The organism is Arthrobacter sp. UNC362MFTsu5.1 (assembly GCF_000685965.1).
GTDB lineage: Bacteria > Actinomycetota > Actinomycetes > Actinomycetales > Micrococcaceae > Arthrobacter.
The window spans coordinates 1-19812 of record NZ_JMLE01000016.1 but is presented as its reverse complement, the minus strand read 5'-3'; the positions used below and the strand labels follow the sequence as shown (position 1 = coordinate 19812).

Here is a 19812-nt window from a genome sequence, read left to right as displayed (position 1 = left end):
CGTGTCAACGACGACGGTACGCATCTCACTATGTGGACGCCGTTGTCCACGGATTGGGCTGCGGGTACTACCCGCAGTATGCGCCGGTGGAGGCGCTGTGCACCAGCTTGGCGTACTTGGCGAGCACGCCCTTGGTGAACTTGGCAGGAAGCGGCTCCCAGCCGGTCTTGCGGGATTCCAGCTCGGCCTCGTCGACCAGGAGGTCGAAGGTTCGCGCGGCGATGTCGACACGGATCCTGTCGCCGTCCTGGACGAAGGCGATGGGGCCGCCGTCGGCTGCTTCCGGGGCAACGTGGCCGATGCACAGGCCGGTGGTCCCGCCGGAGAAGCGGCCGTCCGTCAGGAGCAGGACGTCCTTGCCGAGGCCCGCGCCCTTGATGGCGCCGGTGATCGCGAGCATCTCGCGCATGCCCGGACCGCCCTTCGGACCTTCGTAGCGGATGACGACGACGTCGCCGGCTTTGATGTTTCCGTTGTCCAGGGCATCCAGGGCGCCCTGTTCGCGCTCGAAGACGCGGGCGGTGCCCTCAAAGACGTCGGCGTCGAAACCGGCGCTCTTGACGACGGCGCCTTCCGGCGCCATGGAACCGTGCAGGATGGTGATGCCGCCGGTCTTGTGGATCGGGTTGTCCAGCGCACGAAGGATCTTGCCGTCGAGGTCCGGCGGGTTGATGGACTCGAGGTTCTCGGCAAGGGTCTTGCCGGTAACGGTGAGGCAGTCGCCGTGCAGCAGTCCGGCGTCGAGCAGTGCCTTCATGATGACCGGCACGCCGCCGATCTTGTCCACGTCGGTCATCACGTAGCGGCCGAAGGGCTTGAGGTCGCCGAGGTGCGGGATCTTGTCGCCGATGCGGTTGAAGTCGTCGAGCGTCAGTTCGACTTCGGCTTCACGGGCAATGGCGAGCAGGTGCAGGACGGCGTTGGTGGAGCCACCGAATGCCATGGTCACGGCAATGGCGTTCTCGAAGGCCTTCTTGGTCATGATGTCGCGGGCAGTGATGCCAAGGCGGAGCAGGTTGACCACCGCTTCGCCGGACTTGCGGGCGAACTCATCACGACGGCGGTCTGCCGAGGGCGGGGCAGCGGAGCCCGGGAGGGACATGCCCAGGGCTTCGCCGATGCAGGCCATGGTGTTGGCCGTGTACATGCCGCCGCAGGCGCCTTCACCCGGGCAGATGGCCTTTTCGATGCGTTCCAGGTCTCCGAGGCTCATCTTGCCGGCGGCGCAGGCACCCACGGCTTCGAAGGCGTCAATCAGGGTGACTTCCTTCTCGGAACCGTCCTCCAGCTTGACCCAGCCCGGCATGATGGAGCCGGCGTACAGGAACACGCTGGCGAGGTCCAGGCGGGCAGCTGCCATCAGCATGCCCGGGAGGGACTTGTCGCAGCCGGCCAGGAGCACCGAGCCGTCGATGCGCTCGGCCTGCATCACGGTTTCGACGGAGTCGGCGATGACCTCACGCGAGACCAGGGAGAAGTGCATGCCCTCGTGGCCCATGGAGATGCCGTCCGAGACGGAGATGGTGCCGAACTGCATGGGGAAACCGCCGCCTGCGTGGACGCCCTCTTTGGCGCCCTGGGCCAGCCGGTTCAGGGAAAGGTTGCAGGGAGTGATCTCGTTCCACGAACTTGCCACGCCAATCTGCGGCTTCGCGAAGTCGTCGTCGCCCATGCCCACGGCGCGGAACATACCGCGCGCGGGGGCGGCGTGGATCCCGTCGGTGACGACCCGGCTGCGGGGCTTGATGTCAATCTTGTTCTCGATTGCTGCTTGGGTGTCCTCACTCATGGGTCAAAGTCTATGACTCCGATCGGGACGCCAACGACCCGGAGGGGACCGTTAAGCCGAAAACCGGGAATATTTCGATCAAATAGTGGACTCTCGTCTCGAATAATGAGATCGGCTGAGGCCCGAGCTGCCTTGGATTGTGTCAGGCATCACGGAGGCCGGCGGCATCGATTGATGCAGCTTCGGCCTCCAGCATGGACAGGACCTGCGCGATTGTGGTCCGTGCCGCCACATCAGGGCGGGCGAGCGCCACGATGCTGCGGCGGGCAGTCACCCCGAGCAGCGGGCGCAAGACGAAGCCGCGCTCCTGGTTCCGCAAGGCGGTGTACCGGGGCAGCAGGCTCAGCCCGTGACCTGCACTCACGAGTGCCTCCAGGACGCGAAGATCGGGAAACAACTGCGCGCGTACCGCCGGAGACCCTGCCTGGACCTCGATCTGGCGCAGCACCGTGTCGAAGGGGAAACCCTCCGGGACGCCCATCCATGGAAAACCCACTACGTCGCCGGCGGTCAGCGAGGACTTCGCCGCCAGGACGTGGCCGGCCGGCACGGCGACGTCCAGCGGCTCGTTCAGCAGGGGAACCACCACGAGCCCCTGCCGGGCGAAGACATCGGGACCATCAACGCTGTGGGCCAGGACGATGTCGTAGTCGGCGGCCAGGGCAGCGAAGCCCGCGACGCCGGGGTCCTCGAAGGAGGCCTCGAACCGGAGTCCTTCCACCGCCTTGACGCGGTGCAGGAGACCTGGGAGGAACATTTCCGCCGCACTCGGAAAGAAGGCTGCCTTAACGTGCGTCTGCCAGCCCTGCCGGTACGTGTCGATGGTGGCTTCGGCGCGGGCCATGGCAGTGGACACATCCGCCGCTGCCGCCGCCATCGCGCGCCCTGCCTCGGTCAGGCGCACTCCCCTGCCGGACTTCTCCACCAGGACAACGCCCAGCTCGTCCTGGAGGGTCTTGAGTTGCTGGGAAACGGCCGACGGCGTCACCTCCATGGCCTCGGCGGTGGCGCCCACGGTTCCCCGGTCCGAGAGTTCACGGAGAATCCGGAGCCGTTTCAAATCCATGAAGCGAGGCTACAGGACAGTGCTGCAGGACAGTGCCCGCGCACTGAGCCCGCATGCAGCCCGGACATGACAAGGCATCCTGCGCCGGCTCTGGTAGCGTGCAAGCCACCCTGCCGGTCGACCATCAGGACTTCACTGTGAACAGCAAGCCCGTGCCGGTCAACCCGGACGCGACCAACCCGGAATCGGACACTGACGCCGCTCCCCCGCTCAGCAGCGAAGAGCTCAAGGCCAGGCTCCGCGCCGTTTTTGATCACCAGATTCCCAACTACGGCGACTACAACCTCGTCTGCGGCTCCAACAGCTTTGAGGGTGCGGGTGCTGCGGCCCGGGGCTGGGCTCCTCCGCGCCGGCGGAGCTTTGTGATCGGCTACCGCTGGCATCCGGCCGAGATCATCGTGGCCCCTTTTGATGAAAAGTCCCTGGCCGCGGCCGGGGTTCCGGTGGCGATCAACATGACAAACCTTTCGCATGCCCTCCGGCTGCCCGCCGTCAAGTCTTCGCTGGGCGGTTACGAAGTGGCCGCAAGTACCGGGAAAGCCTTCCGTTTCGGGGTGGAAAACAGCATGCGCCTGGCTTCGCCGCCGGGAGGACCGGCTCAGCGGGCCGGTCGCGGAACCCGGAGCATCGAACAGGCCGACGACGCCGCGGACTTCCATGAATTCATGGCTGACTTCATCCGGCGCGGGCTGCCCCTCTGAACCTTTACAGCCCTAATCACACCGACGTAACGTCAAGCAACGGCAACCTTGCCTTATGGACAGAAGGGCTCTGCTATGGACTGGATTATCTGGGTCATCGTCATCGTAGTCATCGTCGGAGTTGTTTGGTGGCTCCTGAACCGCAACAGTTCGGGAAATACCACCGGAACATCGACGCCCTCCGATGCCGGCGTGTCCGTTCCACCGTCAGGGCAGGCAGGAACTCCGCGGCCCGCTGCCGGCGCACCGGCCGGAGGCAGTGCAGCACCTTCGGCAGACGCAGCCGCCACCGCCGGGATGCCGGGTGCCGCAGGGTTCAGCTCGGCAGCCAAAGCCGCACCGATGACGTCAGCACCGGCAGCGTCCGCACCCGCCGGTGGAGATGTGGATGACTGGGACGAAGACACAGCAGCCACGACGGCGGCGCCCGCCGCGGGTATGGCAGCGGTGTCCGGCGAAGCAGCCGTTTCCGACAAGGCAGCTGCGTCCGACAAGGCAGCCGTGTCCGACAAGGCAGAGTGGGAGGCGCAGTGGTCCGAGGCGGCAAGCACGCCGCACGCGGCGGAAGCCCACGCCGAACCGCACACCCTGGCGGCCCCGGCTCAGGAATCAGCAGGGGAATCCCCGGCCGCCGGGAAGGCTACCGCGGCGCCTGTCCATCACCCCGAGTACACGGAGCCGCATTCTCCCACGCTCCCCGGCGCCGAATCCGCCGCAGCGGAAGACGTCCCGGAAGCAGCTGTCCAGGAAAAAGAAGTCCAGGAAAAAGAAGTCCGCACAGAAGGAGCCGGGGCGGAACTGCCACCGGCCGGCGGGACCGGGCCAGCCGTTGCGGGCGACACACGAGCCCCGTCCGAGGGGGATGCCGAAACCATGCAGGCGGCCGCCTCGTCAGCCGCGACTGAAGGGTCCGCAACCCACACGGCCGAACCCGCCGGACACCTTGCGGCAGACAAACCGTACGGGGAAGGATCAGCCGCCCCGGGTCCGGATGGCAGCGCACCCGAGGGCTACACGGTCAAGGGCAATGCGCAGTCGATGATCTACCACGACGAAACCAGCCCGGCCTATGAGGAAACCGTAGCGGAGGTCTGGTTCGAGTCGGCAGCCCATGCCGAAGCGGCCGGCTTCCGTGCGCCGCGACGGAGCCGGCACTAGGCCCGGCATCCGGAGGGCCGCCGTCACCATGAACCGGGACAAGGAGCGGCGCCGACCCGGGCCGGCGCTCCTGCTGCGGCCCGTCACCGCCGTCGGGCCTGTCACCGCCGTCGTGTCGTTGCTGGCGCTGGTTGCCTGCACCGGTGGCGGCAGCAGCATCCCCAAGGGTAACGCCGGCCAGGTCACAGGCAGCAACAGTGCGGGCCAGGAACCCCGGGTGCTGCGGACAGTGGAGGGGCTGCGCCTGCCATGGTCCACGGTGTTCCTGCCGGACGGCACGGCCGTTATTTCCGAACGGGACAGCGGCGAACTCAAAGCGGTCCGGGACGGGAACACAACGGCACTGGGGAGTGTCCCCGGAGTAGTCCCGGGCGGTGAAGGCGGCCTCCTTGGGCTGGCGGTGTCGCCGAACTTCGCTTCCGACCGGTCACTTTTCGCCTATTTCACGGCCCGGTCCGACAACCGGATCGCCCGGCTCACACTGACTGAGCGGGTTCCAGGGGGCGCGCTGGAGCTGGGCACGCCCGAGACGATCTTCGCCGGCATCCCGAAGGCCTCGACCCATAACGGCGGCCGCATCCGTTTCGGACCGGACGGGAACCTCTATGTGGGAACCGGAGACTCGCAGCGCCGCGACCAGCCCCAGGATCCGAGCGCGCTTGGCGGGAAGATCCTTCGGATTACCGAAAAGGGCGAGCCGGCGCCCGGCAATCCGTTCGGAGACAACCCGGTCTACAGCCTTGGCCACCGCAATGTGCAGGGGCTCGACTGGGACGACGCGGGCAGGCTCTGGTCCAGCGAATTCGGTCCGAACGTGGATGACGAACTGAACCTGATCCAACCCGGCGGGAACTACGGGTGGCCCGAGGTCACCGGAGCTCCGGGAAGGGCCGGCTTCATTGACGCAAAAGTCGTCTGGCCGTCCACCGCGGAATCCTCTCCAAGCGGACTCGAGATCGTCGGCTCCACAGCGTATCTGGGAGCGCTGCGGGGCCAGAGACTGTGGGCAGTCCCCCTCGCCGGTGAAAATGCAGGCAATCCTGTGAGCCATTTCACAGCGCGGTTCGGGCGCATCCGCGACGTTTCGCTGGCCCCGGACGGCACCTTGTGGATGCTTACCAACAATCAAAACCCTGATTCCGCGCTGATTTTGGCGCCTCCGGGCAGCCCCGGAGGCTGATGCAGGCGCCGATTTCACACCGGGCTAAAACTCGTGTAGAGTTTCATGTCGTTGCGGAGATGAACGAGGGAAACAAAAGCCATCGGGAAGAACCAAAACAACAGCTGCACCTCTAGCTCAACTGGCAGAGCAATTGACTCTTAATCAATGGGTTCCGGGTTCGAGTCCCGGGGGGTGCACCAGAGAAACCCCGTCTTCACAGGCCACAAGCCGTGAAGGCGGGGTTTCGTTTTGCCCGAAAACAGCGCATCGGGCCTGGCCGCAATTCTTTAGGAAATATTCACCTTAAGCATCGGAGAACCTGCGCGGCACTGGATAGAGTGACGTCACTACTAGGTGTGGGAGGGGCTAACCATGGCTGTCTTTCGGTTTACTGTGACGGGCACGATCGAAGCCGACGCCGACGCGCTTGGCGCCGCGATGGCGGCCTCCCTGCCTGCGCCCTCCACGGATGCCGACGCGCTGGGGATATTGGAAAGCAGCCTCGAGTTCAGCGAAAACCCCGGTTCGGCTTTACAGGCTTTGCTGGAGATGGGCGTCATGGCCGTCCTGCAGGCCAAACTGGGTCCCCTGAATAAGGGCTGGGACGTCCAGGCGCTGGAGGCCATTGCCGTCCGGCTCCTGGGGTAGTCAATCAGCTGGTCAGTTGGCGCTGTTCGCGTCGACAGTCAGTCCGGATTCGGCACTTGCCACAATTGCCTTGGTTTCAGGCGAGGAAAAACGGCTGGCCAGGACGGTCACCACCGCCTGGAGCTCCTGGCGAAGGATGTCCGGGTCGATGGAAGCGGCGGCAAGAACTGTTCGTTCCATGTCCGCCGCAGCGGCCACAGCTTCCACCCCGCGCTCGGTCAGGGACACCACGTGGCTTCGGCGGTCGGACGTGCTGCGCTCGCGCCGGATGTGGCCGTGGACCTCGAGCCGGCTGAGTGTTTTTCCCATGGTCTGGGCCTGGACGCGGACCAATTGGGCCAGCTGGGCCTGCGTCATGGGTCCGTTAAGGGAAAGTACCTCCATGGCGATCACTCCGGCATGGGTGAGCCCGATGGCTCCCAGCTTCTCGTTCCAGGAGTGTTCCACGAGACGTGCCGCGGTGGACAAGAGGCGCCCTGTGGGCCAGCGATCCATATCAGGCATACAACTTAGTATAGCCAGCGTGGGATTCGTCCCTCGCTCCCCCGCTTACTAAGCTTGGATGTCCAGAACATTCCTAAGGAGAAAATCTTGGCTGAACGACTCACTCCCGGCACTCCGGCACCGGACTTTACGTTGAAGGATTCCGCAGGGAAGGACGTCAGCCTGAAGGATTACCGCGGCCGGAACACCATCGTGTACTTCTACCCGGCGGCGTCGACGCCGGGCTGCACCAAGGAAGCGTGCGACTTCCGCGACACGCTCGCCTCCCTGCAACGCGAAGGCTACGACGTCGTCGGCGTGTCTCCGGATCCGGTCGGGAAGCTCGCCACATTCGCAGAAAAGGAAGGGCTGACCTTCCCGCTCCTGTCCGACGAAGACCACGCCGTGGCTGAGGCCTACGGTGCCTGGGGGGAGAAGAAGAACTACGGGCGGACCTATGAGGGCCTCATCCGGTCCACCATTGTGGTGGACGCGGACGGCACGGTCTCCATAGCCCAGTACAACGTGCGGGCCACCGGCCATGTGGCCAAGCTGCGCCGGGACCTCGGACTGTCCTAGTCGTTTTCGCCAGGCCGCGTGCGGCACACCGGCCCATCGAGCGGATGGCGCCCCCGGCAGGTACACTGGAGCCTGGAATCCGCCGTCGGACGTTCCCTGCATCCGCAGGAACAGCAGGAAAAACATGCACGACGGCGGCGCGCGCGAGTGGTGAAATTGGCAGACACGCAGGATTTAGGTTCCTGTGCCTTCGGGCGTGGGGGTTCAAGTCCCCCCTTGCGCACAACAGCACAACCCTTGGAATCCCGGGCCTCACGGTCCGGGATTCCTTCGTTTAACTTCCCTGCGCCAGCGTCCGGGGGAACCTCGGAAAAAAGATTCTCCCCGTCCACCCATCCATTCCCGCCGAACGGCCGAATACCCATTGAGACACCAACCAAGGGTCGGTGCCCGCAGTCGGAAATTCAGCCAGTGCAGTGATCGGCAAAGTCGTTCACCGCAGGCAATGGTCGGCACTAACAAGGAGAATCGAAATGCAGTCATTCAAGCGCACAACTTTCACCGTCGCAGGTGTTGCAGCTGCAGCACTGCTCAGCCTGACCGCCTGCGGCGGTTCAGCCACGACGGCGAACAGCTCTTCCGCACCGGCTTCGACGCCGTCCGCTTCGAGCATGGCACCGTCACCGTCCGCCAGCTCTTCGGCCGCCATGGATCCGGCCGCCAACCTGGTTGGCCCCGGCTGCGCCGGTTACGCGGAAAAGGTTCCCAGCGGCGCCGGCTCGGTAGCAGGGATGGCCCTCGATCCGGTTGCGGTTGCAGCCTCGAACAACCCGCTGCTGACCACCCTCACGGCAGCCGTGTCCGGCAAGCTCAACCCGAAGGTCAACCTCGTGGACACGCTCAATGGCAGTGAATTCACGGTCTTCGCACCGGTGGATGACGCGTTCGCCAAGATCGACGCCGCCACCATCGAGACGCTCAAGACCGACGACGCCCTCCTGAGCAAGATCCTGACCTACCACGTGGTTCCGGGCCAGATCACTCCTGACAAGATTGTGGGCACCCACAAGACGGTCCAGGGCGGGTCGGTCACCGTGACAGGCACCAAGGATGCGCTGAAGGTCGATGACGCCAGCGTCATCTGTGGCGGCGTTCAGACGGCCAACGCCACGGTCTACCTGGTGGACTCCGTCCTGATGCCGAAGTAGGCAACCCTGCACGCTCCTGCTCCGGCTCCAGACTGACTCCCTGGACCGATCCTGGAGAAATCGAGGCCCGCACCGCACGGTGCGGGCCTCCTTTTTTGCCCTCAGCAAAGGCTGGCGGCAGCCCGGCATGCACCACGGCGCGCGGCCGGCACGCACCCGGCGGGTGTCCAGGATCGGTCAATTAGACTGGGGACCGGTCCGTTGTCCGCGGGCCTTCCTGCCGTCCAGAGGTGATCATCGAGTGCCCAGCAGTAAATCGCGCCGCATTGCAGTCAGTATCGGCGCAGGGGTCCTGTCGCTGCTTCTGGCCTCGTGCACGGGCACGCCCGCTCCGGCACCGGCGTCGTCGTCTGCGGTTCAGACCAGCTCGGCACCCGCCGCGCCCACGGCGACATTCACGTTCGGCACCGCGGCCCAGCCGCTGGGACTCGATCCTGCCCTGGCCTCTGACGTCGAGTCCTACCGGATCACCCGCCAGGTCCTCGAAGGCCTCGTCGGAGTGGACCAGACAACCGGACTTCCCACTCCACTGCTGGCCACCGAGTGGGCAGAGTCCAGTGAAGGCCGCGCCTACACCTTCAAGCTCCGTGAAGGCGTCACCTTCCAGGACGGCTCCCCCTTCGATGCGGCAGCGGTCTGCACCAACTTCAACCGGTGGTTCAACTTCCCCGAAAGCCTGCGGAAGCAGGCCCCGGGCACATCGTTCAAGGGCGTCTTCAAGGCCCACGCCGACCAGGCCTCGCTGTCCATCTACAAGGGCTGCACGGCACTTACCCCCGGAAATGTCCGGATCGACCTCACGCAGCCCTTCACCGGGTTCCTCCAGGCCCTGACGCTCCCGGCCTTCGCGATGTCCTCGCCGACTGCCATGGCGGCGCAGAAAGCGGACAGCCTCAGCCAGAGCCGCGACGGCCAGCCGGTCTCGGCCTATGCCCTGCATCCCGTGGGCACGGGCCCCTACAGCTTCGCAGCCTGGGAGGACTCCAGCGTGAAGCTGGTCAGCAACAAGGACTACTGGGGCGACAAGGGCCAGATCGGCACCATCAACTTCGTCACCTACGACCATCCGCAGTCCCGGCTCCAGGCCCTCCTCGACGGGAAGATCGACGGTTATGACGCCGTCACCGTGGGCAACTTCGACCAGCTCGTCAAGCGCGGGAAGCAGATCATCCAGCGGGACCCGTTCTCCGTGATGTACCTCGGCATGAACCAGGATGTGCCCATCCTGCAGAACATCAAGGTGCGCCAGGCCATCGAGCTGGCGGTGGACAAGGAAACGCTGATCCGCCGCTTCTTCATCGACAACACCGCCCAGGCGTCCCAGTTCGTTCCGCCCAAACTCAGCGGCTTCAATAACAACGCCCCCTCCCTGGGCCATGATCCGGCCAAGGCCAAAGCGCTTCTGGAGGAGGCCGGCTACAAGGGCGAGGAACTCAAGTTCTACTACCCCCTGAATGTGACCAGGCCGTACCTGCCGACACCCGAAAAAATCTATGCGGAACTCAGCAGGCAGCTCACCGCCGTCGGCCTGAACATCAAGCCGGTCCCGGTGGACTGGACGGACGGGTACCTGCAGAAGGTGCAGTCTCCGGGCGACCATGCCCTGCACCTGCTGGGCTGGAATGGTTCGTACTCCGATCCGGACAACTTCGTGGGGCCTTTGTTCGGCGAGAAAACCGGCGAGTTCGGCTACCAGGATCCGCAGGTCTTTTCGAAGATTGCGCGGGCCAGGGGCCTGCCGGAGGGACAGGACCGGACGGAGCAGTACCGCACCATCAACGCCCAGATTGCGGAATCCGTCCCTGCCGTCCCCATCGCCTTCCCCATTTCTGCCCTGGCGCTCTCCGACCGGGTGCTGAAGTACCCCGCCTCGCCGGTATTAAACGAGGTTTTCACAAAGGTGGAGCTTAAGCCTTGACGGACCGCCCCAATTTCAGTTAGAGGGGCGCTCGGGATATTCTGTGACAGCCAGAGCCGCTGCTATCGGAGACTGATTGTGACTTTCATATCCAAGACCCAACATGCCGACGTCGTCCTGATTGGCGGCGGCATCATGAGCGCCACCCTGGGTGCGTTCATCAAGCAGCTCGAACCGAACTGGACCATCTCGCTGTTCGAACGGCTCGACGAAGCCGGCCTGGAAAGCTCAGGCCCGTGGAACAACGCAGGTACCGGCCACGCCGCGCTGTGTGAGCTTAACTACTCCCCCGCAGCCAAAGACGGCTCGGTTGATCCTTCCAAGGCACTGCACATCAACGAGCAGTTCCAGCTGTCCCGCCAGTTCTGGTCCCACCTGGTCAGCAACTCCCTCATCGGGTCCCCCAAGGGCTTCATCAACACCGTCCCGCACATGAGCTTTGTGATCGGGGACGCCAACGCCGACTTCCTGAAGGCCCGGTATGAGGCGCTGAAGCCGAATACCCTCTTCCGCTCGATGGAGTACTCCGAGGACCACGCGCAGATCGCCAAGTGGGCGCCGCTGATCGTCAAGGGCCGGGACGCCAAGCAGCGGATCGCTGCCACCCGCGCAGCCGAGGGGACCGACGTCGACTTCGGCGCCCTGACCCGCGAGCTGACCACGTACCTGGGCAACAACGGTGTGGAGATCAATTACGGCCACGACGTCAACGGCATCCGCCGTGCACCGGGCGGCGGCTGGGACCTCACGCTCAAGCACAAGCAGTCCGGCGAGCACGGCAACATCCGCGCCAAGTTCGTCTTCGTCGGCGCGGGCGGCGGCGCGCTCCACCTGCTGCAGGCCTCCGGAATTCCGGAGAGCAAGGGCTACGGCGGCTTCCCGGTCTCCGGCCAGTTCTTCCGCTGCACCGACGAGGCCCTCGCAGCCCAGCACAGCGCCAAGGTCTACGGCCAGGCCTCCGTCGGAGCACCGCCCATGTCCGTACCGCACCTGGACACCCGCTACGTCAACGGCAAGCGTTCACTGCTGTTCGGCCCGTATGCCGGGTTCTCCACCAACTTCCTCAAGAACGGCTCGTACCTGGACCTGCCGCTGTCCATCCGCCCGAGCAACATCATCCCGATGCTTGCCGTGGCCAAGGACAACATGGACCTCACGGCCTACCTGGTCAAGGAAGTGGCCAAGCGTCACGGCGACAAGGTCGAGGCCCTGCGCGAGTACTACCCCGAAGCAAAAGACGGCGATTGGGAACTCATCACCGCCGGCCAGCGTGTTCAGATCATCAAGAAGGACCCGAAGAAGGGCGGTGTCCTGCAGTTCGGCACCGAGGTGATCGCGGCACGCGACGGTTCCATCGGAGCGCTGCTGGGGGCTTCCCCGGGAGCATCCACCGCCGTTCCCATCATGATCGAACTCCTGCAGAAGTCCTTCCCCAAGGACTTCAAGGGCTGGCAGTCCAAGCTCAAGGAAATGATGCCCGGCTACGGCATCAAGCTCAACGACAACCCGGAGTTGGCCGCACAGCTGGAGGCAGAAACTGCCAAGGCCCTCCAGCTGGAAGCCGTGGACGCGCCCTCCAGCTGACGCCCTGTTCGGGTTACGGCCGGTTCCACCTCCAACCACTAGACCGTCAACCCACCAGGAGACCATGAGATGTACCGGCTGGCTAAACTTTCGCTGGCAAACAGGGCACTGATCGCGCTGATTACCGTCTTTGCGTCGGTGTTCGGCGTGATCACCATGTCCTCGCTGAAACAGGAGCTCATTCCCTCCATCGAGTTTCCGCAAATAACGGTCATCTCGGCCATGCCCGGGGCCTCGCCGGAAGTGGTGGACAAGCAGGTGAGCGGGCCCCTCGAGACCGCGCTTAATGGTGTCGAGGGGCTGGAGTCGACGTCGTCCACGTCCCGCACCGGCGTTTCCCAGATCACCATGGTGTTCACGTACGGTTCCAACCTGGACCGGGCACGGAACCAGATCGACCGTGCCATCTCCAATGCCAAGCGCACGTTGCCCGACGACGTCCAGCCGCAGGCCATTGCGGGCAGCATCAGCGATTTCCCGATTGTCTTCCTGGCGGTCTCCTCCGACAAACCGCTCAGTGAGCTGAACGCCGATCTCCAGCGCCTCAGCGTCCCCCGCCTCCAGAAGCTCGACGGCGTCAGGGGCGCCGACGTCACCGGCGGTGCGTCCCAGCACATCCAGATCCTCCCCCGCCCCGAGGCCATGGCAGCCAAGGGCGCCACCCTCCAGTCCATCACCAACGCCCTGAAGAACAACGGGGCGCTGGTTCCGGCAGGCACCATCGAGGAACAGGGCAAAACGCTCTCGCTGCAGATCGGCAGCCCCGTGGACTCCCTGGACGCCGTCAAGGCCCTGCCGCTAGGTGGCGCCAGGGACGCCGCCACCATCGGCAGCGTGGCCGATGTCAGCATTAAGGACGACACACGCACCTCGATCACCCGGACCAACGGCAAGGAAACGCTTGCCCTCTCCGTGACGAAGAAGCCCGAAGGCGACACCGTGGCGATCTCCCACGCGGTGAAGGACTCCATCAGCCAGCTTGAAGCCGAGCTGGGATCCAACGCCAAGTTCACCCCGGTGTTCGACCAGGCCCCGTTCATCGAAAAGTCCATCAAGGACCTCACCACGGAGGGTCTCCTGGGCCTCGGCTTTGCCGTCGCGGTGATCCTGGTGTTCCTGATGTCCGTGCGGTCCACGCTGGTTACCGCCGTGTCCATCCCGCTCTCGCTGCTCATCACGTTCATCGGGCTCTCCGCCACGGGATACTCGCTGAACATCCTGACCCTCGGAGCACTCACCATCGCGATCGGACGCGTGGTGGACGACTCGATTGTGGTCATCGAGAACATCAAGCGGCACCTGAGCTATGGCGAAACCAAGCTCTCCGCCATCCTCACGTCCATCCGGGAAGTCGCCGGTGCCATTACGGCATCCACCCTGACCACCGTGGCCGTCTTCCTCCCCATAGCCTTTGTCGGGGAACTGGCAGGCGAACTGTTCCGGCCTTTCGCCCTGACGGTGACCATAGCGCTGCTCTCGTCACTCCTGGTGTCCCTCACCATCGTTCCCGTCCTGGCGTACTGGTTCCTCAGGACGCCGGCCGGCAGTGCGGGCGCCGAGCTTTCCGCAGAGGCGGCCCGGGAAGCCGCCGCCAGGGCCCATGAGAAGGAGCAGCGTAGCCTGCTCCAGCGGGGATACCTGCCAGTCCTCAACAAGACACAGAAACACCCGGTGGTGACACTCATCGCGGCTGTCCTGGTGCTCGGCGGAACGGCGGCCATGACCCCCCTGCTCGCCACCGACCTGCTGGGCCGCTCCGGCGAGAACAGCATGACGGTCCGGCAAGTCCTGCCCGCCGGAACCAGCCTCACAGATACCAGCGCGGCCGCCGTGAAGGTCGAGGAAGTCCTGCGGGACATCGACGGCATCAAGGACGTCCAGGTCACGTCAGGGAACGCACAAACGGGCTTCACCGCGCTGACGTCCAGCGGCGCCTCCAACTCCTCGTTCACGGTGGTCACCGAGGAGAAGGCCAACCAGGCCAGGCTCCAGGAAACCGTCCGCACCGAACTGGCCAAAATCAGTGACGTCGGCAAGATCTCCGTAGGCTCCCAGCAGGGCGGGTTCGGCACCACGTCCACGGTGGACATCACCCTGAAGGCGGCAAATTCCGCAGACCTCAGGGCGGCCAGCGACGCCATGGTCAAGGCCATGGAAGGCGTACCCGGCAGCACCGAGGTTGCCACCAACCTTGCGGCCAGCCAGCCGGTGGTCCAGGTCAAAGTGGACCGCGCCAAAGCCGTCGCGGCGGGGTTGAACGAGGAGCAGGTGGCCGGTGTCCTGGCCTCCACCATCAGCCCCTTGCCGGCCGGAACGGTGCGGATCGACACCAACGACTTCCCGGTCCAGATCGGCGAGGGAACCCGCTTCACCAGCGTTAGCGCCGTCCGGAACATCCCGCTGCCGGCCGCTGGCGGTGCCGTTACGCTGGGAAGCGTCGCTTCCGTGGAACAGGTGGACATCCCGGTGTCCATCACCGCCAGCAACGGCCAGCGGACCGCGCGGGTCTCGGTGACGCCGTCGGGCGCCAACCTTGGCGCCGTGAGCACAGAGGTGCAGAACCGGCTCAAGGGAGTGGAACTGCCCGCAGGCGTGACGGCGGAGATCGGCGGGGCCACCACCCAGCAGACAGAATCCTTCCAGCAGCTGGGCCTGGCCCTGCTCGCCGCCATCGCCATCGTGTACGTGATCATGGTGGCGGCGTTCAAATCGCTCATCCAGCCGCTCATCCTGCTGGTGTCCGTCCCGTTCGCCGCCACGGGAGCCATCGCGCTCCTCCTGGTGACCAGGGTGCCGCTGGGGCTGCCCTCGCTGATCGGCATGCTGATGCTGGTGGGCATCGTGGTGACCAACGCCATCGTCCTGATCGACCTCATCAACCAGTACCGGCAACCGCGGACCGGGCCCTCCGGAATGAAGGCCCCCGGAATGAGCGTGGCCGATGCCATCACGCACGGGGCCCGGCAGCGCCTCCGCCCCATCCTGATGACCGCGCTGGCCACCGTCTTCGCCCTGACGCCCATGGCACTCGGCCTGACCGGCGGCGGCGGATTCATCTCCCAGCCGCTGGCGATCGTGGTGATCGGCGGCCTGGTGTCCTCGACGGCGCTGACGCTGGTGCTGGTACCGGTCCTGTACCGGCTGGTGGAAGGGCGCCGCGAGAAGAAAGCCCTACTCCGGGCAATGCACGAACGTCCCGACTTCGGGCCCCCGGACGACGTCGACGCCGAGTTCCGCGACTGGACAACGGGCATGGTGCCGAAGGTATCCGGCCGCCGCGCTGCGGCCGGCGAACCCGAATAGCGGCGGTACCCGAACGCCTTTCTGCAGCCGAACAACAGCCGTGCCCGTGCCACCAAGTGGCACGGGCACGGCCGTTTAACCATGCGGGAATATCCTGGCGTGCCTGACGTTACATCCACCAATAGATGCAAATGCATGTATCTCGGGTACACTGAAACCAGACCCGAACAGTTCAGGAACGGAAGGCACATCATGCAGATCGGCGTATTCAGTGTCAGTGACATCACCACCGACCCCACCACGGGCCGCACGCCCACGGAGCACGAGCGCATCAAAGCGTCCGTAGCCATCGCCAAGAAGGTCGAAGAGATCGGCATGGATGTCTACGCCATCGGCGAGCACCACAACCGCCCGTTCTTCTCCTCCTCCCCCACCACCACGCTGGCCTACATCGCGGCGCAGACAGAACGCATCATCCTGTCCACGGCGACCACCCTGATCACCACCAACGATCCCGTGAAGATCGCCGAAGACTTTGCCATGCTGCAGCACCTCGCCGACGGCCGCGTGGACCTGGTGATGGGCCGCGGCAACACGGCACCGGTATACCCCTGGTTCGGCAAGAACATCCAGGACGGCATCGAACTGGCCATCGAGAACTACAGCCTGCTGCGCAAACTGTGGGACGAGGACACGGTGAACTGGTCCGGCAAGCACCGCACGCCGCTGCAGAACTTTACGTCCACACCCCGCCCGCTCGACGGCGTCGCCCCCTTCGTGTGGCACGGCTCCATCCGCACGCCGCAGATCGCCGAAGTGGCCGCGTACTACGGCGACGGCTTCTTTGCGAACAACATCTTCTGGCCCAAGGAGCACTACCAGCAGCTGATCGGCCTCTACCGCGAACGCTACGAGCACTACGGCCACGGCAAGGCCGACCAGGCGATCGTGGGCCTCGGCGGACAGTTCTTCATGCGCAAGAACTCGCAGGACGCCGTCAAGGAGTTCCGCCCGTACTTCGACAATGCCCCGGTCTACGGCCACGGACCCTCCCTGGAGGACTTCACCTCGCAGACCCCGCTGACCGTCGGCAGCCCGCAGGAAGTCATCGAAAAGACCCTGACGTTCCGCGAGTACTTCGGCGACTACCAGCGCCAGCTGTTCCTGATTGACCACGCCGGCCTGCCGCTGAAGACCGTGCTGGAACAGCTCGACCTGTTCGGCGAAGAGGTCCTGCCGGTCCTGCGCAAGGAGTACGCCGCCCTCACGCCCGCGCATGTGCCGGAACCGCCCACCCACGCCGGGCGGGTGGCAGCCCGGCTGGCCGCCCAGGTGCAGGAGGATGCAGTGACCAATCCGACAGCCCAGGACGCCTGATGAACGCCCAGCCAGGCGGCTCGCCCGTCAGACTCGCTTCGGAAACCTGGGAGTCTCTGTTCCGTGCCCAGGTGGCGGTGATGCGAAGGCTCCAGTCCGGCCCTGCCTTCAAGTCGCTGGCCGTCAACGAATACGACGTCCTTTTTACCCTCTCGCGCTGCCCCTCCGGCTGGCTGCGGTTGAATGAGCTGAATGACAACGTGCTCCTCAGCCAGTCCAGCCTCAGCAGGCTTGTGGAGAGGCTGGAGAAGCGGGGACTGGTGGAGCGTATGCCGGCACCTCAGGACGGACGCGGGGTCCTCCTGAAGCTGACAGATGCCGGGCGGGAGCTGCAGAAGCAGATCGGACGCGAGCATGTCCGCGACATTTCCGCGCTGATCACGCCGGCGCTCACCGCCAGTGAACAGCGTGAACTGCTGCGGCTTACCGAGAAACTGCGAGGGTCCCTGTCAGGGCGCTAGATGCTTAGCCAGGGCCGGCGTCAGGTTAGCGCGACGAGCCTGGCGGGGTCCTCCGCAGGCAGTTGCCCGTCCACTACTGCGGTCACCCGAAGTTCCCGCAGGGACAGGCTTCCGCCCACCGTGGACAGGAAGGCCGTGTCCGAGGAGTCCCGGCCCGCGGTGATCCTCAGCATGCTCTCGCGCGGCGCCAGCCCGGTGGGGTCGATGACATGCCAGGCGCCGTTGACATAGGCCTCTGCCACGGCATGGAAATCCATCGGGCTCAGCCCGGGTGCGTATACCGCCACGAGCCTGGCCGGGACGTCCTTCGAACGCAGGAGGGAAATGGCCAGGTGCGCGAAGTCCCGGCACACGCCGCGGCGGTTCAGGAGCGTCTCCACCGCCCCGTCGGTCCCCCGGGAGGAACCGCTGACGTAGCGAAGCTCGCTGAAGACCCAGTTGCGGACGGCCAGCAGGAGCTCTTCGCCCTGGAGCCCGCCGAATTCCGCGTAGGCCGTGGGCAGCAGCCGGTCGGACTCCGCGTAGCGGCTGGGCCGGACATAGCGGATGAGTTCCATCCGGGTGGGCTCTTCCGGAAGGGCCAGCCCGGAAACCGTGGCCGAGTAGTCCACGGTCACCTCCGTGGGATCCGCGAACTCCATGTAATGGAAGCGGCCCCCGTGGTGGTCGGACAGCTCCGTCACCGGCACCGGGTCCGTGCCGGAGGTCACCGACAGCGTCTCCACGAGCGACGAATAGCCCGGATTCCTTGCGACGGCAACCGCCAGCGCGACTTTGGTTTCAGCTGCGGTCTTGAAGACGAGGCGGGCGGCCACGCTGCGTTCCATGTATCTCCGGGGTGTGAGGTAGTTGCCGAACAGTCCCCGGTGCCGGCCGGTTGGGTTTACGGGCGGGCGGCGGGACTAACTTTTGATCTTCAGAGACATTAGCATCCGCTGGACATTCGCAAATTCAGAGCCCTCGTTGACATACCTGGCCGCCTGGTCCAGGGTGTCGAAAGCCTTGGCGGGGGCTACCTTCTCATCCGCGGCGAAGGCCCTGATCGCGGCCAGGTCACCGAACGAGACGTCGCCCTTGCCTTCGGGGCCACGGACCACGTTTTGCAGCGCGCACGCTTTGCCGTCGCTTCCTCCCACCACGTTGGTGATGCCGAAGGAGCCGAAGTACTTGTATCCCTGGATCACGCGGAACACCACGTGCGGGGTGATCAGCCCGTCGCCCTCACGGTGCGGCAGGTCCAGCGGAACACTGCTGACCACCACGTACGGCCTTCGGGCCGCGTCCGCGCAGGCAGCCGGGGATGGCGATGGCAGGCCGGTCTGAAGCGTTGCCAGATACGTGCCCTTGGCGTCCTTGACTTCGACCTTGAGGGCCCCCGGAAGCGTCCCCTGGTCCGGTGTGACCGACTGCGCGATCCAGTCCTGGGGCAGTTCGAAACTGACCACCTTGGCGGGGTCCGAAAAGACCTTCCACGCGGCGGCCGTCGCACCGGCGGACGCGGATTCCGTACCGGACGCCGAAGGCTGTCCGCCGGTTGCGGAGGGTCCGGGAGTTGCGCCTGTTGCCGACGCCGACGGCGTTCCTCCCGCCGTCGAACTCTCGGACGGGCTGCTGCCCGCCGTCCAGGCCGGTTGCCCCTTGCCGTCGCCGCTGCATCCGGACATCACCGCGGCCGCAACGATGAACGCCGCGCCCAGCCGTGCCCTGCGGGCCATTGCCTTCCCTGTCATGAGGCAAGAGTAGCCGCGCGCCCGGCGCGGCCGCCGCCTTCGGGCCGGAGTGTTGACGCACGGGCTTTCCCGCCCGCAAAGAGGGCTACGCTGGGGGCATGGCGGAACAGCACTTTGAGACGGAGCAGGACAGCGTGGCGCACATCTCGGCCCTGGACATTGCCGACTGGCGGGTCCGGACCTTCGCCATGTACCAAAACGTCCGCAGGATAGCCGTGGACAGCCCCGCCGAGGCGCACTCGTATTGGCGGCAGGAACGCGACAGGATGTTCGGCACCCACCCGGCGTCGGCACTCACCGCCGCCTCCAAAGCCACGTTCAGCGGCCTCCGGACAGCGGACTACGATCCCATCTACAGGTTCCACGTGCGCCTGACGAAAGAGGGAGCCGGCCGGGAAATGAACGTTGAGACGGGCACCGACGGGGTGGTCAGGTTTGTCCGCCTGGGAACCTTCGACCTGCCCGAGATGGGCCAGCTGGCCGTCTGGAAGCTGCACGGTTACGGCGGCGGCATCTTCGTGCCGTTCCGGGATGCAACGGCGGGTCAGCCCGGCGGCAGCTACGGCGCCGGACGCTACCTGCTGGACACGATCAAGGGCGCCTTCCACGGCGTGCTGGGATCAGGGCCGGACGCCGAGTTCATCCTGGACTTCAACTTCGCCTACAACCCTTCCTGCGCCTACAACGAGGCCTGGGCCTGCCCGCTGGCCGGCCCGTCCAACCGGCTGGCCGTGGAGATCCCGGTCGGCGAACTGTACTGACGGG

General features: G+C 65.4%; 17 protein-coding genes and 2 tRNA genes. 14 read left to right on the top strand and 5 right to left on the bottom strand.

Features of this window, described 5'->3' with window-relative positions; all coding sequences use genetic code 11:
* Positions 1-67: 67 nt before the first annotated feature.
* On the bottom strand, positions 68-1789 hold the full coding sequence (gene ilvD, locus BS38_RS0115335; protein ID WP_028271609.1) for a dihydroxy-acid dehydratase: 1722 nt from the start codon (positions 1787-1789) through the stop codon (positions 68-70).
* 142 nt (positions 1790-1931) lie between these two features.
* Positions 1932-2855, bottom strand: coding sequence for a LysR family transcriptional regulator (locus BS38_RS0115330; protein WP_028271608.1), 924 nt, complete (start codon positions 2853-2855; stop codon positions 1932-1934).
* Positions 2856-2992: 137 nt separating this feature from the next.
* Between BS38_RS0115330 and BS38_RS25340 the strand changes: the two genes are divergently transcribed.
* The 5 genes from BS38_RS25340 (at position 2993) to BS38_RS0115300 (ending at position 6524) form a co-directional block, all read left to right on the top strand.
* The gene (locus BS38_RS25340; RefSeq protein ID WP_231511270.1) at positions 2993-3556 is read left to right on the top strand and encodes a hypothetical protein; all 564 of its coding nucleotides are present in this window, start codon (positions 2993-2995) and stop codon (positions 3554-3556) included.
* Between the two features lie 75 nt (positions 3557-3631).
* The gene (locus tag BS38_RS26495) at positions 3632-4714 is read left to right on the top strand and encodes a sunset domain-containing protein (protein WP_028271607.1); all 1083 of its coding nucleotides are present in this window, start codon (positions 3632-3634) and stop codon (positions 4712-4714) included.
* A gap of 28 nt (positions 4715-4742) precedes the next feature.
* Positions 4743-5894 (top strand): PQQ-dependent sugar dehydrogenase, encoded by a 1152-nt coding sequence (locus BS38_RS0115315; protein WP_051628960.1) that lies wholly within the window; start codon positions 4743-4745, stop codon positions 5892-5894.
* 106 nt (positions 5895-6000) lie between these two features.
* A tRNA-Lys gene (locus BS38_RS0115305) sits at positions 6001-6076 on the top strand.
* A gap of 172 nt (positions 6077-6248) precedes the next feature.
* Positions 6249-6524, top strand: a complete 276-nt coding sequence (locus BS38_RS0115300; protein WP_156037146.1) for a hypothetical protein — start codon at positions 6249-6251, stop codon at positions 6522-6524.
* A 12-nt stretch (positions 6525-6536) separates the two neighbouring features.
* Here the strand turns inward: BS38_RS0115300 and BS38_RS0115295 are convergent, their stop codons facing one another.
* Positions 6537-7019 (bottom strand): MarR family winged helix-turn-helix transcriptional regulator, encoded by a 483-nt coding sequence (locus BS38_RS0115295; protein ID WP_051628953.1) that lies wholly within the window; start codon positions 7017-7019, stop codon positions 6537-6539.
* A 96-nt stretch (positions 7020-7115) separates the two neighbouring features.
* Between BS38_RS0115295 and bcp the strand changes: the two genes are divergently transcribed.
* The 8 genes from bcp to BS38_RS0115255 all read left to right on the top strand — a co-directional run bounded on the left by bcp (position 7116) and on the right by BS38_RS0115255 (position 17317).
* Positions 7116-7586, top strand: coding sequence for a thioredoxin-dependent thiol peroxidase (bcp, locus tag BS38_RS0115290; protein WP_028271603.1), 471 nt, complete (start codon positions 7116-7118; stop codon positions 7584-7586).
* A 141-nt stretch (positions 7587-7727) separates the two neighbouring features.
* Positions 7728-7809: transfer RNA gene (locus BS38_RS0115285), tRNA-Leu, on the top strand.
* A 250-nt stretch (positions 7810-8059) separates the two neighbouring features.
* A complete protein-coding gene (locus tag BS38_RS0115280; RefSeq protein ID WP_028271602.1) occupies positions 8060-8734 on the top strand; it encodes a fasciclin domain-containing protein in 675 nt (224 codons plus the stop codon).
* A 241-nt stretch (positions 8735-8975) separates the two neighbouring features.
* Complete coding sequence (locus tag BS38_RS0115275) at positions 8976-10652, top strand: ABC transporter substrate-binding protein (protein WP_028271601.1); 1677 nt, start codon at positions 8976-8978, stop codon at positions 10650-10652.
* Positions 10653-10730: 78 nt separating this feature from the next.
* Positions 10731-12236, top strand: coding sequence for a malate:quinone oxidoreductase (locus BS38_RS0115270; RefSeq protein WP_028271600.1), 1506 nt, complete (start codon positions 10731-10733; stop codon positions 12234-12236).
* A gap of 69 nt (positions 12237-12305) precedes the next feature.
* Positions 12306-15539 carry an efflux RND transporter permease subunit gene (locus BS38_RS0115265; protein WP_028271599.1) on the top strand — a complete coding sequence of 1078 codons (3234 nt, stop codon included), beginning with the start codon at positions 12306-12308 and terminating at the stop codon, positions 15537-15539.
* A gap of 192 nt (positions 15540-15731) precedes the next feature.
* The gene (locus BS38_RS0115260) at positions 15732-16856 is read left to right on the top strand and encodes an LLM class flavin-dependent oxidoreductase (protein WP_028271598.1); all 1125 of its coding nucleotides are present in this window, start codon (positions 15732-15734) and stop codon (positions 16854-16856) included.
* Positions 16856-17317 carry a MarR family winged helix-turn-helix transcriptional regulator gene (locus BS38_RS0115255; RefSeq protein WP_028271597.1) on the top strand — a complete coding sequence of 154 codons (462 nt, stop codon included), beginning with the start codon at positions 16856-16858 and terminating at the stop codon, positions 17315-17317. Before BS38_RS0115260 ends, BS38_RS0115255 begins: the two co-directional genes overlap by 1 nt.
* Positions 17318-17337: 20 nt before the next feature.
* Here the strand turns inward: BS38_RS0115255 and BS38_RS0115250 are convergent, their stop codons facing one another.
* Both BS38_RS0115250 and BS38_RS0115245 read right to left on the bottom strand, forming a co-directional pair.
* Positions 17338-18144 (bottom strand): transglutaminase-like domain-containing protein, encoded by an 807-nt coding sequence (locus BS38_RS0115250; protein ID WP_028271596.1) that lies wholly within the window; start codon positions 18142-18144, stop codon positions 17338-17340.
* 75 nt (positions 18145-18219) lie between these two features.
* Complete coding sequence (locus BS38_RS0115245) at positions 18220-19047, bottom strand: hypothetical protein (protein ID WP_028271595.1); 828 nt, start codon at positions 19045-19047, stop codon at positions 18220-18222.
* 98 nt (positions 19048-19145) lie between these two features.
* On the opposite strand from BS38_RS0115245, the gene BS38_RS0115240 reads away from it, so the two are divergent.
* Entirely contained in the window at positions 19146-19808 is a 663-nt protein-coding gene (locus BS38_RS0115240; RefSeq protein ID WP_028271594.1) for a DUF1684 domain-containing protein, read from the top strand.
* Positions 19809-19812 lie beyond the last annotated feature (4 nt).